Source organism: Streptomyces sp. NPDC107559 (assembly GCF_055657365.1).
The window spans coordinates 16002-32771 of the sequence record NZ_JBVKBD010000036.1 but is presented as its reverse complement, the minus strand read 5'-3'; the positions used below and the strand labels follow the sequence as shown (position 1 = coordinate 32771).

At 70.8% G+C, this 16770-nt stretch carries 16 protein-coding genes; 7 read left to right on the top strand and 9 right to left on the bottom strand.

Annotated elements, in window-relative coordinates; all coding sequences use genetic code 11:
• Positions 1 to 274: 274 nt before the first annotated feature.
• The 4 genes from ACZ7OY_RS43690 to ACZ7OY_RS43675 are packed head-to-tail and all read left to right on the top strand — an operon-like array spanning position 275 to position 4774.
• Positions 275 to 1537 (top strand): sugar ABC transporter substrate-binding protein, encoded by a 1263-nt coding sequence (locus ACZ7OY_RS43690; RefSeq protein WP_472251057.1) that lies wholly within the window; start codon positions 275 to 277, stop codon positions 1535 to 1537.
• Positions 1538 to 1546: 9 nt separating this feature from the next.
• Positions 1547 to 2500, top strand: a complete 954-nt coding sequence (locus tag ACZ7OY_RS43685) for a carbohydrate ABC transporter permease (protein WP_472251056.1) — start codon at positions 1547 to 1549, stop codon at positions 2498 to 2500.
• 5 nt (positions 2501 to 2505) lie between these two features.
• Positions 2506 to 3354, top strand: a complete 849-nt coding sequence (locus tag ACZ7OY_RS43680; RefSeq protein ID WP_384733166.1) for a carbohydrate ABC transporter permease — start codon at positions 2506 to 2508, stop codon at positions 3352 to 3354.
• A gap of 40 nt (positions 3355 to 3394) precedes the next feature.
• Positions 3395 to 4774, top strand: a complete 1380-nt coding sequence (locus ACZ7OY_RS43675) for a GH1 family beta-glucosidase (RefSeq protein ID WP_472251055.1) — start codon at positions 3395 to 3397, stop codon at positions 4772 to 4774.
• Positions 4775 to 4864: 90 nt separating this feature from the next.
• Here the strand turns inward: ACZ7OY_RS43675 and ACZ7OY_RS43670 are convergent, their stop codons facing one another.
• Positions 4865 to 6106: an ROK family protein gene (locus tag ACZ7OY_RS43670; protein ID WP_472251054.1), complete on the bottom strand. Its 1242-nt coding sequence runs from the start codon at positions 6104 to 6106 to the stop codon at positions 4865 to 4867.
• A 477-nt stretch (positions 6107 to 6583) separates the two neighbouring features.
• Here ACZ7OY_RS43670 and ACZ7OY_RS43665 point away from each other — a divergent pair, with 477 nt between their 5' ends.
• Complete coding sequence (locus ACZ7OY_RS43665) at positions 6584 to 8524, top strand: N-acetylmuramoyl-L-alanine amidase (protein ID WP_472251053.1); 1941 nt, start codon at positions 6584 to 6586, stop codon at positions 8522 to 8524.
• 92 nt (positions 8525 to 8616) lie between these two features.
• On the opposite strand, the gene ACZ7OY_RS43660 is transcribed toward ACZ7OY_RS43665, so the two are convergent.
• From ACZ7OY_RS43660 to ACZ7OY_RS43640, 5 genes are all read right to left on the bottom strand, one after another.
• The gene (locus tag ACZ7OY_RS43660; RefSeq protein ID WP_450667741.1) at positions 8617 to 8979 is read right to left on the bottom strand and encodes an ArsR/SmtB family transcription factor; all 363 of its coding nucleotides are present in this window, start codon (positions 8977 to 8979) and stop codon (positions 8617 to 8619) included.
• Between the two features lie 173 nt (positions 8980 to 9152).
• A complete protein-coding gene (locus ACZ7OY_RS43655) occupies positions 9153 to 9527 on the bottom strand; it encodes a roadblock/LC7 domain-containing protein (protein ID WP_384733174.1) in 375 nt (124 codons plus the stop codon).
• Between the two features lie 157 nt (positions 9528 to 9684).
• Positions 9685 to 10272 carry a GNAT family N-acetyltransferase gene (locus tag ACZ7OY_RS43650; protein WP_472251052.1) on the bottom strand — a complete coding sequence of 196 codons (588 nt, stop codon included), beginning with the start codon at positions 10270 to 10272 and terminating at the stop codon, positions 9685 to 9687.
• Between the two features lie 97 nt (positions 10273 to 10369).
• Positions 10370 to 11509, bottom strand: coding sequence for a sensor histidine kinase (locus ACZ7OY_RS43645; RefSeq protein ID WP_472251051.1), 1140 nt, complete (start codon positions 11507 to 11509; stop codon positions 10370 to 10372).
• Complete coding sequence (locus ACZ7OY_RS43640; protein ID WP_472251050.1) at positions 11509 to 12174, bottom strand: response regulator; 666 nt, start codon at positions 12172 to 12174, stop codon at positions 11509 to 11511. Before ACZ7OY_RS43640 ends, ACZ7OY_RS43645 begins: the two co-directional genes overlap by 1 nt.
• Before the next feature lie 386 nt (positions 12175 to 12560).
• On the opposite strand from ACZ7OY_RS43640, the gene ACZ7OY_RS43635 reads away from it, so the two are divergent.
• Positions 12561 to 13055, top strand: a complete 495-nt coding sequence (locus ACZ7OY_RS43635) for a peptidylprolyl isomerase (protein ID WP_472251049.1) — start codon at positions 12561 to 12563, stop codon at positions 13053 to 13055.
• Between the two features lie 64 nt (positions 13056 to 13119).
• Here ACZ7OY_RS43635 and ACZ7OY_RS43630 read toward each other — a convergent pair whose 3' ends face one another.
• The 3 genes from ACZ7OY_RS43630 to ACZ7OY_RS43620 form a co-directional block, all read right to left on the bottom strand.
• Entirely contained in the window at positions 13120 to 14199 is a 1080-nt protein-coding gene (locus tag ACZ7OY_RS43630) for a sensor histidine kinase (RefSeq protein ID WP_472251048.1), read from the bottom strand.
• Positions 14192 to 14881 (bottom strand): response regulator transcription factor, encoded by a 690-nt coding sequence (locus ACZ7OY_RS43625; protein WP_472251047.1) that lies wholly within the window; start codon positions 14879 to 14881, stop codon positions 14192 to 14194. Before ACZ7OY_RS43625 ends, ACZ7OY_RS43630 begins: the two co-directional genes overlap by 8 nt.
• Positions 14882 to 14949: 68 nt before the next feature.
• Positions 14950 to 15654, bottom strand: a complete 705-nt coding sequence (locus tag ACZ7OY_RS43620; protein ID WP_472251046.1) for a VanZ family protein — start codon at positions 15652 to 15654, stop codon at positions 14950 to 14952.
• Between the two features lie 189 nt (positions 15655 to 15843).
• Here ACZ7OY_RS43620 and ACZ7OY_RS43615 point away from each other — a divergent pair, with 189 nt between their 5' ends.
• Positions 15844 to 16746, top strand: coding sequence for an ADP-ribosylglycohydrolase family protein (locus ACZ7OY_RS43615; protein ID WP_472251045.1), 903 nt, complete (start codon positions 15844 to 15846; stop codon positions 16744 to 16746).
• Positions 16747 to 16770 lie beyond the last annotated feature (24 nt).

Genomic DNA, 16770 nt, shown 5'->3' with positions numbered 1-16770 from the left:
CGTTCGAGGAGTTCGACGTCGACGCGGCCGCCGCGCGCGGGATGGCGTTCGAGCGCCTCGACCAGCTCGCCATGGACCACCTCCTCGGCACCCGCTGACCCCGACCACGCCCCGTGCCCGGCGCCGTGTGCCGGGCACGGGGGTGAGCCACCCCCCACGGACGCGCGTCCGCCGGAACCGCGTCCAGGGCCCCGGGCCCGCTCCTCGCTCCTCTCACTCCGCCGGACACGGGCGTCCGCCGGAGCCGGCACCCCTCCCACGCAAGGGCACCACCGTGACAGCACACCTCTCGAACGGGGCACGTCCCGGACGCCGGCGGATCAGCCGGCGCGTCCTCGTCCCGCTCACCGTCGCCTCCGCGCTCGTCGGCACCGTCGCGCTGGCCGGCTGCGGCCAGTCCCGCGACCCCGACGTGTACACCGTCCTGAACTCCTCGACGGACGACTCGTACCACAGCTGGGACGCGGCCACCCTCGAACGCTGTGGCAAGCAGCTCGGCGTCACCATCGAGCAGCAGTCGGTCCCCGCCAACCAGGTCATGACCAAGTCGCTGCGGATGGCGTCCTCGAAGTCGCTGCCGGACATCATCCAGTTCGACGGCTCCGAGATGCCGACCTTCGCCGAGACCGGCGGCCTGCTGGACCTCAGGAAGCTGGGCGTCGACACCACCGACGTACCCCAGGGCATCATCGACTACGGCTCCTACAAGGGCACGTACTACGGCGCGGCGCGCACGGTGAACACCCTGGCGCTCTTCTACAACAAGGACGTCCTCGACAAGGCCGGTCTCCCGGTGCCCACCACCTGGGCCGAGATGCGCGAGACGGCCAGGAAGCTCACCCAGGGCCACCAGTACGGCGTCGCCCTGAGCGCGGGCGGCTCGGAGGACGGCGTCTACCAGTTCACCCCGTTCATGTGGTCCAACGGCGGCGACGAGACCGCCCTCGACAGCCGCAACGTCGTCGAGGCGCTGGACTACTGGAAGTCGCTGATCTCCGACGGCTCGCTGTCCAAGTCGACGATCAACTGGACCCAGGCCGACGTCAACGACCAGTTCATGGCCGGCAACGCCGCCATGATGATCAACGGGCCGTGGCAGGTCGAGACCCTCAACACCAAGAAGAGCCTGCACTGGGGCATCGCGCAGATCCCCGTCCCCGAGACCGGGGACGACTCCGTGGGCCCGCTGGGCGGCGGTGAACTGACCATCCCGGACATCGGCGACCCCGTACGCGAGAAGACGTCCGCGAAGATCGTCAACTGCATGACCAGCGAGCGGGAGGAAGTCACCTACGCGCTCAACAGCTGGATGATCCCGGCCAACCAGAAGGCCGCCGCCACCTGGCGCCAGAAGGTCCCCTCGCTCAGCTCGCTGGCCGACCAGGTCGCGGTGGCCCGCTCGCGCACCGCCAAGGCCGGCTCCGGCTGGACGTCGATCTCCCTGGCCCTGCAGAGCGCCTTCCAGTCGGCGCTGACCGGCCAATCCAGCGAGTCGGCCCTGAAGCACGCGCAGTCGCGCGTCGAGAGCGGAAAGTGAGGTAACCACATGTCCGTCACCGCTGCTGCTCCCGCCCCCACGGCCGAGGACACCACGACGGCCGCCGCCGCTCACGACCCGGCCCGCGCCCGCCGGCGCCGCACCCTCGCGCAGTGGGGCTTCGTCGCCCCGGCCGTGCTGTTCATGCTGCTGTTCTTCGGCTACCCGCTCGTCCGCAACGTCGTGATGAGCTTCCAGCACTACACGCCGTCGACGTTCTTCACCGGCAAGGCCCCCTTCAACGGCCTGGACAACTGGCGCAACGTCTTCGGCGACGACCTGTTCGGCAAGGCCCTGTGGCAGACGATCGTCTTCACGATCGGCTCGCTGGCCGGCCAGTTCTGCATCGGCCTGGGGCTGGCGGTGTTCTTCAACCGCAGGTTCCCGCTCAACGGAGTGCTGCGGGCGCTGATCCTGCTGCCGTGGCTGGTGCCCATGGTCGTGTCCGGCATCGTCTGGCGGCGCATCCTGGACCAGGACACCGGTGTGCTGAACTCGTTCCTCGGCCTGTTCGGCATCGGCCACACCCCGTGGCTGACCAGTACACACGTGGCGCTGCTCGCCGTGATCCTGGTGAACGTCTGGATCGGCATCCCGTTCAACATGGTGATCCTCTACGGCGGTCTCCAGGAGGTCCCGCGCGAGGTCTACGAGGCCGCCGCCCTCGACGGCGCCTCCGCCTGGCGCACCTTCCGCTCGGTCACGCTGCCGCTGCTGAAGCCCGTCATCACGGTCGTACTCGTACTGGGCTTCATGTCCACGGTCAAGATCCTCGACCTGGTGCTGGCGCTCACCGACGGCGGCCCCGCCGACTCCACCCAGACCCTGGGCACGCTGACGTACCAGAACTCCTTCGTCCAGCTGGACTTCGGGGCCGGCGCCGTCGTCGGCAACATCCTGATCCTGATCTCCGCCGTGTTCGCGGTGTTCTACCTGCGGGCCAACCGCAACGAGGGGAAGTGACCGGCATGGCGACCACCACTCCCGCCGCCCCGGCCCCGGCCGTCAACAGGCCGAAGCGCCGCTGGGGTACGACGGCCGTCGGCATCCTCGTCCTGGCCGTGATGCTGTTCCCGCTGTACTGGATGATCAACACCGCGTTGCAGCCCGAGTCCGGCCTGCTGGAGGTGGACCCGGTCCCGCACGGCCTGGACCTGTCCGGATTCTCCTCCGCCGTGACCGAGCAGGGCGGCCATCTGCTGACCTCCCTCGCGGTGGCCCTCGGCGCCGTCGTGATCTGCCTGGCGTTCTCCGCGCCGGCCGCCTACGGCCTCGCACAGTTCAACCTGCGCGGCGCCAAGACCGTGGTGTTCGGCACGCTCATCACCCAGATGGTGCCCGGCATCGTCATCGCCAACGCGATGTACAGCGCCTATGTGGACCTCGGCCTGGTCAACTCCTACTTCGGCCTGATGCTGGCCGACGCCTCGCTGGGCATCCCGTTCGCGATCGTGCTGATGCGCTCCTTCATGGTGGCCATCCCGCGCGAGGTCATCGAGGCGGCCGAGGTCGACGGAGCCGGTCGGCTGCGCACCTTCGTCCAGGTCGTGCTGCCGATGAGCCGCAACTCCCTCATCACCGCGGGGCTGTTCTCCTTCCTGTACGCGTGGAGCGACTTCATGTTCGCGCTCACCCTCAACACCACCGACCACGTCAAGCCGGTCACCCTGGGCATCTATCAGTACATCGGCGCGCACGTCGGCGACTGGGGTTCGGTCATGGCCGCCTCCGTGCTCTCCGCGATCCCCGCCGCGATCCTGCTCGTGCTCGCGCAGAAGTACATCGCCGCCGGCATCACCGGCGGTTCCGTCAAGTGACCACCGCACCCCCCGCACACGTCGAAAGGGACATCGCCTGATGAGTGGCTTCCCCGGATTCCCGTCCGGTTTCGTGTTCGGCGCCGCCACCGCCTCCTATCAGATCGAGGGAGCCGCGCGGGAGGACGGCCGCGGCCCCTCCATCTGGGACACCTACAGCCACACCCCCGGTCTGGTCGTGAACGGTGACAACGGTGACGTGGCCTGCGACCACTACCACCGCTACCCCGAGGACGTGGCGCTGCTGCGCGAGCTGGGCGTGGACTCGTACCGGTTCTCGGTCGCCTGGCCGCGGATCGTGCCCGAAGGCAGCGGCCGGGTGAACCCCAAGGGCCTGGACTTCTACTCCCGGCTCGTGGACGAACTCCTGGAAGCCGGCATCGAACCGGCCGCCACCCTCTACCACTGGGACCTGCCACAGGCATTGGAGGACCAGGGCGGCTGGCGGGTGCGCGAGACGGCCGAGCGGTTCGCCGAGTACACGGCCGTAGTAGCCGAGCACCTGGGTGACCGCGTGCCGCGCTGGATCACCCTCAACGAGCCGTGGTGCAGCGCCTTCCTCGGCTACTCCATCGGCCGGCACGCACCGGGCGCCAAGGAGGGCACTCCCGCGCTGGCCGCCGTGCACCATCTGCTGGTCGGCCACGGTCTCGCGGTGCAGGCGCTGCGGTCGGCCGGGGTGCGCGAGGTCGGGATCACCCTCAACCTCGACCGCAACCTGCCCGCCACCGACTCGGCCGCCGACCTCGCGGCCGTGGTCCGCGCGGACACCCAGCACAACCTGGTGTGGACCGAGCCGATCCTGGCCGGCCGCTACGCGGCGACCGAGGAGGAGACCTTCGGCGAGCTGATCAACGCGGCGGACTTCCGCCGGGACGGCGACCTGGAGCTGATCTCGCAGCCGCTGGACTTCCTCGGCATCAACTACTACCGGCCGATCGTGGTCGCCGACGCCCCGCTGCGCGAGACGGACCCGGGCAAGCGGGTGGCGACCGACAACCGGTACGAGGAGGTCCGGATGCCGGACGTCCGGAAGACCGCGATGGGCTGGGCGGTCGCGCCGGACACCTTCACGGATCTGCTGGTGGCACTGAAGCAGCAGTACGGTGACGCGCTGCCGCCGATCCACATCACCGAGAACGGCTCCGCAGAGCACGACACGGTGAGCGAGGACGGCGCGGTGCACGACACCGACCGGGTCGACTACCTGCGCGACCACCTGACCGCGCTGCGCGCGGCGATCGACGCCGGTGTCGACGTGCAGGGCTATTACGTGTGGTCGCTGCTGGACAACTTCGAGTGGGCCTTCGGCTACGACAAGCGGTTCGGGATCGTCCGGGTCGACTACGACACCCAGGTGCGCACCCCGAAGGACAGCTACCACTGGTACCGGTCACTGATCGCCGCCCGGCGCGGCTGACGGGACACGGCCCGGGAGGGGTGACGGCACACTTGCCGTCACCCCTCCCGGGCCGCGGTCTCGGCCGACTTCGGGCGACGCGGGGCGTGCTCAGCCGCCGTTGCGGTCGGCGAAGGCCGCCGGGTCGGCGAGCACCTCCTGCACGATCACCCCGGCCGCGCCCCTGGCCGCGTCGCCCAGCGGGGAGGCGGCCCGCAGCCGGCCGCTGTCCTTGGCCCACAGGCCCGAGATCACCCGCAGGGCCAGCTCCCGCTCCACCGCGGGCGCCAGCCAGCGGGTGAGCGCCCGGTAGAACCCGCCGAGCATCACCGCGTCCGGGTCGAAGAGATTGACCGCTCCGGAGACCACGCAGCCCAGCTGCCGTCCGGCGCGTTCGACGGCGGCGAGAGCGTCCGGGTCGGCGCGGCGCACCCGCCGCTGGAGTTCGGCGACGCCCAGCACCCCGGCCGTGGTCTCGATGCCGGCGGCGGCCAGCAGCGCTGCCTGCCCGGCGTACTGCTCCAGACAGCCGTGGGCTCCGCACGGACACAGCGGGCCGTCGGGATCGACCACCATGTGCCCGATCTCCCCGGCGAAGCCGTGCGCCCCGCGCAGCAGCTCGCCGCCGACGACCAGCGCTCCGCCGATACCGATCTCACCGGTCAGATAGAGGAAACTGCGCACGCCCTCGGTACCGGCGCCGTACCAGAGCTCGGCCAGGGCCGCGGCGTTGGCCTCGTTGTCGGAACTGACCGGCAGCGGGCGGCGGGCCGGAACGAGGGCGGACAGCGACTGGGCGAACAGCCCCTCGACGGCGACCCTGGTCCAGCCGAGGTTGGGGGCCTGCCGGACGGTGCCGCCGGTGACCAGGCCCGGTACCACGACATGGGCGCCGGCCGGCGTCAGATCCTGCTCGGCGGCCGACGCCAGGGCACGTGCGGCCAGCTGGGCGGCGCGCGCGAGCACCTCCGAGGGCGCCACCCCGCGGTTGTCGACGTGCTCGACCAGCCGGACCCGGTCGGTGCCGGCGAGGTCCACCACGCAGACGGCGACATAGTCGACGTTGATCTCCACGCCGAGCCCGGCCGGGCCGGTGCGCGCCACCTTCAGCACGGTGCCGGGGCGTCCCGCCTGGCCGCTGCTGGTCTTGCCCCATTCGGTCAGGAAGCCGTTCTCCAGCAGCTGCTCGACCAGGGAGGACACCGCGGCCCGGGTCAGCCCGACGCGGGTGGCGACGGCGGCCCGGGTGGCGTCGCCCGCGTCGTGCACGGCCCGCAGCACCAGGCTGAGGTTGTGCCGGCGGACGGTCGCCTTGTCGGCCTTCGGCCCCAGGGGGATCGGAGTGTTGTTCATCGTGCTGTCGAGGGTATCGATCCGCGCAGGTGACACGACGTGCACCTTCGTCGAACGGGCCTTTCGGGCGGCCGGGGCGCAACGGGCCGGGCGGCACCCGGGGCCGGGTCCGGGTTTGCGTCCGGCGGGGCGGTCGGGCACCTGCCGGGCAGGCATCCGCGCGGTGACGTCAAGGAGCCGGTCCCGTGCCGCATACCGGACGAACCACCGCCCGCTGTCGTGTGTTCATGCCAACTCGGCGTAAAGGCAACTCAGTTGAGGCGCAATCAGTGATCATCTTGAGGGACACTGTGAGCCGGCTCCGTGAAGAACCCGGCCCCTGGGCCGAGTTCGGGCGGATGACGGTCGCATTCCGCTGCCGACGGGCGGCAGGGCATCTCGCGTGACGGCTCGGCACGCCTGCGCAGCGGACTGGGCCATGACCACCGGCACCGCGGGAGAGCTGGTGCCTGTTCGGCTGAGAATCGGGGATCGTTGATGACGACAGAGGCAAGAACGCGGCGACGCGCCGGCGCCCGGCGCCGTCCGCTCGTGCTGGCTGCGGCCGTGCTGGCCGTGGCCGGCACCGTCGCAGTACCGGCGGCGGCGCAGGCGACGGGGGAGAGGGCCTCGAACGCGGCAGTACGGCAAGGGGACTTCGCGGCTGCGGCGGCCGAGTTCGGTGTGCCGGAACGGGTCCTGCTGGCCGTGGCCTACCAGGAGTCGGCGTGGGACGCACACGCCGGCGGCCACAGCGCCGACGGCGGGTACGGTCCGATGCACCTGACGGACGTGACGGCAGCGATGCTGGCCGGCGGGGACGCGGGTGCGGCCGGCCGGGCGGACCTCGCGACGATGGCCGCGGATCCGGCGCTGCACACACTGCGCGCGGCGGCACGGCTGACCGGACTCCCGGAGCAGCGACTGCGCACCGACGCGGCGGCGAACATCCGTGGCGGCGCCGCGCTGCTGGCGTCGTACCAGAAGACGGCCGGCGGGCAGGCCTCGGCCGATCCCGATCACTGGTACGCGGCCGTGGCGCGGTACAGCCAGTCGACCCGGCAGCAGGGAGCGAGGGCGTTCGCCGACCGTGTCTTCGCCACCCTGAAGCACGGCGTCGCACGCACCACCGCGGACGGCCGGCGCGTGACGCTGGCGGCCGACCCGCAGGTCAGCCCGGCGACGGGTCAGCTGTCCCGGCTGAACCTGACGGCGGCGGCGACGACCGACACCGAATGCCCCAGCACGGTGGACTGCACCTTCGTGGCGGCCGCGGCGGCCAACGGCCAGGTCTCCAACCGGCCCGCCAACGGGATCAGGATCGACTCGATCGTCATCCATGACACCGAGTCCTCCTACGCGTCGGCCATCACCACCTTCCAGACCGCCGGTGGAAGCTCCGCGCACTATGTGATGCGGTCCTCGGACGGCGCGGTGACCCAGATGGTGCCCACGAAGGACCTCGCCTTCCACGCGGGCAACTACTCCACGAACATGCACTCCATCGGCATCGAGCACGAGGGGTACGCGGCGCACGGCGCGACCTGGTACACCGAGGCGCAGTACGAGGCGACCGCGGACCTGGTGAAGTACCTTGCGGAACGGTTCGGTATCCCGCTGGACCGGCAGCACATCATCGGCCACGACAACATCGTCGGTCCCACGTCGGGAACCGTGTCCGGCATGCACTGGGACCCGGGCCCGTCCTGGGACTGGGAGCACTTCATGTCCCTGGTCGGCGCCCCGATCACCGGCGAGCACGGGGTCGGCGACGTCGGCTCGGTGGTGACCATCGCCCCCGGCTTCGCCGACAACCAGCAGAGGGTCCAGATCTGCCCCGCCGACGACCCGACCGGCGCCACCACCACGTGCACGTACGTGGAGCAGCCGTCCAACTCCCTCTATCTGCGCACCGGGCCGAGTGACACGGCTCCGCTCTTCGGCGACCAGGCGATCCACCCCGGCGGCGCGGCCGGCACCGACCGGATCAACGACTGGGGCAGCACCGCCCAGGCCGGTCAGCAGTTCGTCGTCGCGGGCCAGGACGGCGACTGGACCGCGATCTGGTACAGCGGCGGCAAGGTCTGGTTCCACAACCCGGGCGGTGTCAACACCGTCCCCGCCACCGGCGTGACCGTCGTCAGGAGCGGCCAGGCCCCGGCCGACCCGCCCGTGAAGGTCTACGGCTCCAGCTACCCCGACGCCGCCGAGTACCCGGCGGGTCTGTCACCCTCCACCCAGGCCCCGCTGAGCATGTACACCATCCCGGCCGGCCAGGCCTACGTCGCCACCGCGCCTGCCGCTCGCACCGACGACTACTTCAAGTCCAGCGGCACCGTCGTGCTCGGCGGCAAGTCCATGTACACCATCCAGTACAACCACCGCACCGCCCTGGTGTACGCGGGCGACGTCACCGCTGAGGCCGTACCTGCCGAGTGAACTGCCCGACGTGAAGCGGTAGTTCCTCCGGCCGTCGCTGCCCGAGCTGTGCGGGGCGGCGGCGGCCGGATCGTCTCCGCGGCCGCCGCCCCTCAGCGGGCCGAGGGCGCGGACGGTTCGCTCGGCTGCCCGGTGTCGCGCAGTTCGGCGAGGAGCGCGCTCTGGCCCGCGAGGAGTTCGGTCAGGATGCGGCGCGCGGCGCGCAGCAGGTCCGCGACATCACCGCCGGCGAGTGCGTAACTCACGGTGGAGCCCTCGCGGATGGACACGACGATGCCGGATCGGCGCAGTACGCCCAGCTGTTGGGACAAGTTGGAGGGCTCGATGTCGATGTCGGCCAGCAGGTCCCGGACCGGGACCGGACCGTTCTGGAGCAGTTCGAGTACGCGGATGCGCACGGGGTGCCCGAGCATGCGGAAGAACTCTGCCTTTGCTTGGTAGAGAGGCACCTGCACGGGCGTCGCTCCTGCTCGGAAGGGGTGTCTGGCCGGGTGCGGCGAGCTGCCGCACCCGGTCCGCTGCATGCATCCTTCCCGGCCGCGACCACGTGATCACGACAGTTCGTCGAATGCGTAATTCGCGACTTGAAGAACTTTTCAAGTCTAGGTCAAATGAAAGCCGGGAAGGCTCAGACCTCGAGATTGCTCTCGGTGCGTTTGAGCTGATGACGGGCCATGGCCAGATTCGCCCGTCCCTTGTCGAGGACGAGGTAGATGAAAAGACCGTTGCCGCCGCGTCCCATCACCGGGCGGATCAGGTGGTACTGGGTGTCGAGGGTGATCAGAAGGTCCTCGATACGACTCTGGATGCCGAGCTCGTCCATGGTGCGCACCTTGGCCCGGATCACGTCCGTGTTGCCGGCCGCCGCCACGTTCAGGTCCAGGTCCTTGCCCCCGCCGAGGGAGCCGAGTGCCATACCGCTGGAGTAGTCGACGACGGCGGCACCCAGCGAGCCCTCGACCTCCGTCATCAGGGTCTTGAGGGACACTTCCACATTGGTCACAGGATCTCCTCTTCGAGGTACGGAGCAGGGGTTGCTCTCGCGGGGAACCCTAGGAAAGTCCCGGCGCCCGATTGCCGAACACATCAAGACCGCCAGCAATTGATCCACTCATGACTCTTCACTTCTGTCTTCTGAAGAGATTTGTCGGGGAACTTTGTTACGGGGTTTCCTCCCCGACTGGCCGGTCCGTGAGGCCGACGGCGTGCACGCTCACATGGGCTGCACCTACGCCGTTCCGTAGCGTCTTCTCGAGGAGCGTGAACGACTTGGGCGCGCCCCCCGGTTGCGGCTTGCCCTCCTTGCGTCCGACGACCCGGTAGCCGGCGTCGAGGTAGTACGCGCTCAGGCGTTCGTTGCCGGCCAGGCAGTCCAGGCGTACCAGCGGCCGCCCCGCCTCGGCCACGCGGCGCTCCGCAACGCGCAGAAGACGGCGCCCGGTTCCGGACGGGACGGCCGCGTGGTCCACCATCAGCCGGTGCACATAGCCGGCGGTCGGCGGCCGGGGTCCCCAGGCGTCCTCGTCCTCCCACCACAGCTCCCAGGCCCCGACCACCCGATCGGCAGCCTCCGCGAGCCAGATCTCCCCGCTCTCCAGGATGCGGCGGAAATGATCCCCGCCCAGCTCGCCGGGGCGCCACTGGCCCGTGACGCCTCGGGCCAGCATCCAGCGGGCGGCGTCGTCGCGCAGCCTTACGAGATCGGCGATGTCGGCGTCGTCGGCGAGTCGGAAGCGTAGATCATCCATGCCGCGATGCTCGCACAGGCGTACGCCCTGTCATCGGCCGGCCGCGGGAGGGGCGGCTGGTCCTTCCGGTCTTCCGCGGCCGGGTGTGCCGGACGGGTCAGGGCGTGTGGTCGAAGGGGATGTCCAGGCGGAGTTCGTATCCGCCGGCTGTCGTGGGCGCGGAGGTGACGGTGCCGCCGAGGAGTTCGGCGCGTTGCCGCAGGCCGACCAGGCCGTGGTGGGCGCTGGGCAGGGGGAGGGCGGGCCGGGTGGCGGGGGTGTTGGTGATGGTCGCGTGGAGACGGCCGCCCTGGTGGTGGATACGGATCGTGGCGCTCGCGCCGGGGGCGTGTTTGCGTACGTTGGTCAGCGCCTCCTGCACGGTGCGGTAGACACCGCGCTGGACGGGCGGGGGGAGATCGCCGGGCAGGTCGGTGCTCAGCTCGGCCTCGATGCCACTGGTGTCGACGAGCCGCTCCAGGTCCGCGAGGGAGGGCTGCGGGGTCAGCTCGGTGGGGCGGCTGCCCGAGGCGCGCAGCACGCTGACCATGTGCCGCAGCTCCTCCAGCGTCTGCACGCTCAGCCGCCGGATCGTGACCGCCGCCTCCCTGGCCTCGGCGTCCCGGCTGCCGACCTGGAGCGCTCCGGCCTGAACGGCGATCAGGCTGACCTGGTGGGCCACCACGTCGTGCATCTCGCGGGCGAGCTGGGCGCGCTCCTTCGCCAGCACGCTCTGCGTGATCAGCAGCCGTTCGTGTTCACGTGCCTCGGATATCTCCGCGAGCCGCAGCGTCAGTTCACGCCGGGCCTGCACGAGCTGGCCGAGGAAGACGGGCGCGACGGCGGTCGCCAGGGTGTAGCTCAGATGGATCAGGCTGTAGGTGTCGGAGAGTTCGTCGATCGACACCGACGGCCATGGCCACGGGACGAAGTCGGCGACGGCGAACACCGTGGCGCACAGGGCGAGCAGGAGACGGTGCCGGTTCAGGGAGGAGAGCGTGTAGAGCGCGATGAGCGCGGCGAGCGCCGCGTCGGTGACCGTGGCGGTCGGCAGGGTCAGCACGAAGGTGGTCAGCGGCAGGCGACGGCGCAGCGGCAGGCAGAGGGCGGCGAGCAGCCCGCAGGCCAGGGCGGCCCCGTCGTCGGGGTCGACGTTGGCCCACATGTCCAGCAGGGAGACCGCCACCAGCACGGTGTCCACCAGCACGGCCTGCAGCGGGGCGGGCCACGGCGGGCCGGACGGACGGCGGGGCGGCATCAAGAGCCCACCCCGTCCCGCGGCAGCCTGAGCAGGCCCGCCCGTTCCGCGAACAGCACGGCCTGGACCCGGCTGCCCACCTCCAACTTGGTGAAAATGGTGCTGACATAACCCTTCACGGTGCCCGCGCTGAGATGCATCCGCTCGCCGATGTCGATGTTGGCGAGCCCCTCGGCCATCAGGACCAGTACGACACGCTCACGCTCGGTCAGCCGGGCGACGGCCCGCGTGGCCGGACCCTGCGGGTCCGCGTCGAGATAGCCGGCCACCACCCTCCGGGTGACCTGCGACGACAGTACGGTGCCGCCCTCGGCCAAGGTGCGGATGAGGTGCGGGAGTTGCTCCGGATCGGTGTCCTTGAGCAGGAAGCCCGACGCGCCCGAGCGCAGGGCTGTCGCCACGTACTCGTCGGCGTCGAACGTGGTCAGCATCGCCACCACCGGAGCATTCTGCAACCGTCGTAGGTCGGCCAGGACGGTCAGTCCGTCCACGTCCGGCATCCGTATGTCCAGCAGGACGACCTCGGGCCGGAACTCCCGCACGGTGTGCACGGCACGGCCGCCGGGCACCGCCGCGACGACCTCGATGTCGTCCGCCGTGTCGAGGATGCGCTGGAATCCCGTACGGATCAGCGCCTCGTCGTCAACCACCACTACCCGGATCACCTGATGTCCCGTCCCTCGTCGGGCCGTCTTTCACTGCGTAATTACCATGCGTGCAGCCGTCCGTGGGGTTGCCTGGCGCATTCGCCGGGGAGCGCACGGAAGCGTGCCGTCGCCGTGCCGGTCGACCGGTCCGTCACGCGGTGCGTCACCCGTTCCGTCACGCGTGTGGAGCAAAGGAAGCAACCCGCATCGCGCGCTCGCCGTACGAGGCCGTCGCCACCCTGCGGCTCGCCCGTCGGGCCGGGCTCCCCGTGACAGCACGGTCTCCGGGCGTCGCCGTGCCCGCCGATCCGCACCCCTCGGACGGGCCGTCCGGCGGGTGGTCCGGGACGCCACCGGAACCCCGCCTGCCTTCGGTCCCCGCCGGAAGTGACAGGATGGGACTCATGAGCAACGTTTACTTCGACATCACCATCGACGGCGCCCCCGCCGGCCGTATCGTCTTCAGCCTCTTCGACGAAGTGGTCCCGAAGACCGCTCGCAACTTCCGCGAGCTGGCCACCGGCCAGAACGGCTACGGCTACGCGGGCTCCGGCTTCCACCGCGTCATCCCGCAGTTCATGCTCCAGGGCGGTGACTTCACCAACCACGACGGCACCGGTGGCAAGAGCATCTACGGCGAGAAGTTCGCGGACGAGAACTTCTCGCTGAAGCACGACCGCCCGTACCTGCTGTCGATGGCGAACGCCGGCCGTAACACCAACGGCTCGCAGTTCTTCGTCACCACCGTCGTCACCCCGTGGCTCGACGGCAAGCACGTCGTCTTCGGCGAGGTCGTGGAGGGCTCGGACCTCGTCGACCGGATCGAGTCCCTGGGTTCGCAGTCCGGTACCCCGAAGGCGAAGGTCCAGATCGCGGCCTCCGGCGTCGTCGGCGCCTGATCCCTGCCCGGCCGAACGGCGCCGGCCCCGCCCGGGGCCGGCGCCGTCGTCGGTCGCGGCCCCGTCAGGGCCTGCCGGGCAGCCGGACCGTGACGAGGAGACCGCCGGTGGCCCGGGGCACGAGGTCGAGGGTTCCGTCGTGGGCGCGGACGATGCTGGCCACGATGGCCAGGCCCAGCCCCACGCCGGCGTGCTCGTCGGTGCGCACGCGCTCCGTTCCCCGCTGGAAGGGCTCGGTGAGGGTCGGCACCAGTTCCGGAGGGAGCCGACGGCCCGTGTTCTCGACCCGCAGCACGCTCGTGCCGCCGTCCACCCCGGTGTGGACCGTCACCGTGCCCCCGGTGGGGAGGTTGTGGACGATGGCGTTCTGGACGAGGTTCGTCACCATCCGCAGCAGAAGCTCCGCGGAACCGCTGGTCCGGGCCGCCCCGCCGATGACATCGAGCGTGATCCGGCGCTGTTCGGCGAGGGGAAGCAGCGTTTCGGCGGCTTCCTCGGCGACGAGCGAGAGGTCGACGTCCTCGCGGGTGAAGTTGCCGCGGTCGCCGCGGCTGAGCAGCAGCAGGGCCTCCGTGAGATCGATCGCCCGGGTGTTGACCGTGTGCAGCCGCTCGATGAGTTCGTCCCCCTCCCGCGCGGTGTCCTTGCGGGCCACGTCGAGGAGCGTCCGCGAGATCGCCAGCGGGGTACGCAGTTCATGGGAGGCGTTCGCCGCGAACCGCCGCTGCTCGGCGACATGGGACTCGAGCTGCTCGAGCATCGAGTCGAACGCGTCGGAGAGCTCCCGGAACTCGTCCTGGCGGCCTTTCATGTGGATCCGGTGGGACAGCATCCCGTTGCCCGCCATCCGGGCCGCAGCTGTGATCTGAGTGAGCGGTGCCAGCATCCGGCCGGCGAGGAACCATCCCCCCAGGAGGCCGAACAGGAGCAGGAAACCCAGGGCCACGGCCGCGGCGGGGGCGAAGGTGTGCACCAGGAGGTAGCGGTTGGGCGAGACCCCCAGAAGGCCCTTGGGGTTGTCGGGTACGTAGCGCAGGATGAACGCCCACACCACCGCGAGCAGGAGAGCGCCGGCGACGGCGAGGAATCCGGCATAGCTGAGGGTGAGTTTCAGCCGGGCGCTGACCCCGGGGCGTCTACGCATACGTGCTTCCGGTCCCGGCGGTGCCGGTGTCGATCCGGTAGCCGACACCAGGCACCGTGGCGATGATCCAGGGTTCGCCGAGCCGTTTGCGCAGCGCGGAGACGGTGATGCGTACGGCGTTGGTGAGCGGGTCGGCGTTCTCGTCCCAGGCCCGCTCCAGCAGTTCTTCGGCGCTGACCACCCCGCCCTCGGCGGCGACGAGGACTTCCAGCACGGCGAACTGTTTGCGGGTGAGCGCGACATAGCGTCCGTCGCGGAAGACTTCCCGGCGGAAGGGATCGAGCCGCAGACCCGCGATCTCACGGACCGGGGGTCGGGCGTAGGCGCGCCGGCGGTCGAGCGCCCTCAGCCGCAGGACCAGCTCCCGCAGCTCGAACGGTTTGGTGAGGTAGTCGTCGGCGCCGAGCCCGAACCCGGAGGCCTTGTCGTCGATCCGGTCGGCAGCGGTGAGCATGAGGATCGGGATACCGCTGCCCGAGGCGACGATACGCCGGGCGACCTCGTCGCCCGAGGGCCCGGGGATGTCGCGGTCGAGGACCGCGAGGTCGTAGGAGTTGACGCTGAGCAGTTCCAGGGCGGAGTCACCATCGCCGGCGATGTCGGCGGCGATCGCCTCCAGCCGCAGACCGTCCCGGACGGCTTCGGCCAGGTAGGGCTCGTCCTCCACGATCAGTACGCGCATGTCTGAAGCCTAAGCAGCACTGCATATCTCCGACGTATGCAAAGACGTGTGCACTCCGGACACCCGGATCATCCCGTCGGGACCGGCACGGGGCGGGAGCGGTCCGACGGCGCCCGCATTCCGGTGCGCCACCAGCGGCGCGACGCCAGCGCGGCCAGCACGGCACCGGTGGCGTTGACCAGGACGTCGTCCACGGAGGACACCCGGTCCAGCCACAGGACGTACTGCGCGACCTCGACCAGGGCCGAGCAGGCCGCCCCGAGCGCCAGGACCCGCGGCACGGACGCCAGCGCCTTGAACCGTATCGGGGCGAAGAACCCCAGCGCCGCGAAGACCAGCAGGTTGCCGACGATCCCGCCCGCCCCCATCGTGACCAGGTCACGCAGCGGTACCAGACTCACCCGGCGGGGAGCGACGCCGGGTGCGCCGCCCGGCATCATGGTCAGCCACAGGAACGGTATGGTCCCGTGGACCATGCCCACCTCGGCCAGCGACATCCGCCACGGCGATGCGACGCCGGCGGCACGCCGACGGTGCGCCAGAGCCCACACCACCAGCCCGGCCAACGGCAGCGCGACCAGCGTCATGAGCACCACACCGTTGAACGTGTCGTAGCAGCCGTGCCACCGCCCGGACATGCACCTCGGGGCGGACATCATGAGCGGCCGCCGCACGGCGAACAGGGCGCTCGCCAGGCCGAGGACCACCAGGCCGAGGGGCACGATCCTGCGTGTCCGACGGGGCGGTACCGACAAGGGCGTGTGATGGCTCATGTCCCCATGGAAGCCGGAGGGCGGTTGCGGGGGCGTATGTGTTTTTCGATACACCCGCGATACGTCCAAGGCGTGCCTGGGCCGAGATCCCCGGACGCAGACCCCCGGACGCGAAGATTCCGCGCGTCGCCGGCCGACCCGGAATCGGGGCGCGGCAGGTCGTGCTGCGATGCTGTCCCGGTGATCAACATGCCTACTGCCGTGCTGGATTCGTTGTACGGGCTCGCGTTCGGCGACGCCTTCGGTGACCGTTGGTTCGGCATCCTGCGCCAGGCGGGTCCGGCGGCCCTGGAGGCGCGGACGCTGCCCGCGGAACCGCTGTGGCGGTGGAGCGACGACACCGCCCAGGCGCTGGTTCTCGTCCGGGAACTCGCCGAGGGCGGCGGCACCGTCGACCAGGACCGTCTCGCCCTGCGCTTCGCGGCCGCCTACGCCGACGACACGCATCGCGGCTACGGAGCCTCCATGCACGACGTGCTGCGACGGATAGGCGCGGGCGAGCCCTGGCGGGAGGTCGTCACCGGACAGTTCGGCGGCCAGGGATCCTGGGGCAACGGCGCTGCCATGCGCGTCGCCCCGCTCGGCGCCTGGCACTCCGCCGACCTCGACGCGGCCGCCGAGCAGGCCGCCCGCCAGAGCGCGGTCTCGCACCACCACCCGGAGGCGGTCGCCGCGGCGGTGGCGGTCGCCGTCGCCGCGGCGCTGGCGACCCGCAGCCGAGGCGGACCCGCCCCGGCCGGGCCGGACTTCCTCCGGGCGGTCGCCGAACGACTCCCCGACAGCGACGTCCGGTCGGGAGTGCGGATCGCCGGCCGGATGCCGGAGCACACCTCGGTCCGGCACGCCGCGGAGGTCCTGGGCTCGGGGTACCGGATGTCAGGCCCCGACACCGTCCCCTACGCCCTGTGGTGTGCGGCGCGGCACCTCGACGACCTGCACGAGGGCCTGTGGGTCACGGTCGCCGGGCGCGGTGACATCGACACCACCTGCGCTGTCGCGGGCGGGGTGATCGCCGCCCGCACGGGCGTCGCCGCCCTTCCCGCCGCCTGGCACGCAGCCTGCGAACCGCTGCCCCCGGTGGTGCCGGAGTAGGAATCCGCTAGACGATTCCCGTGC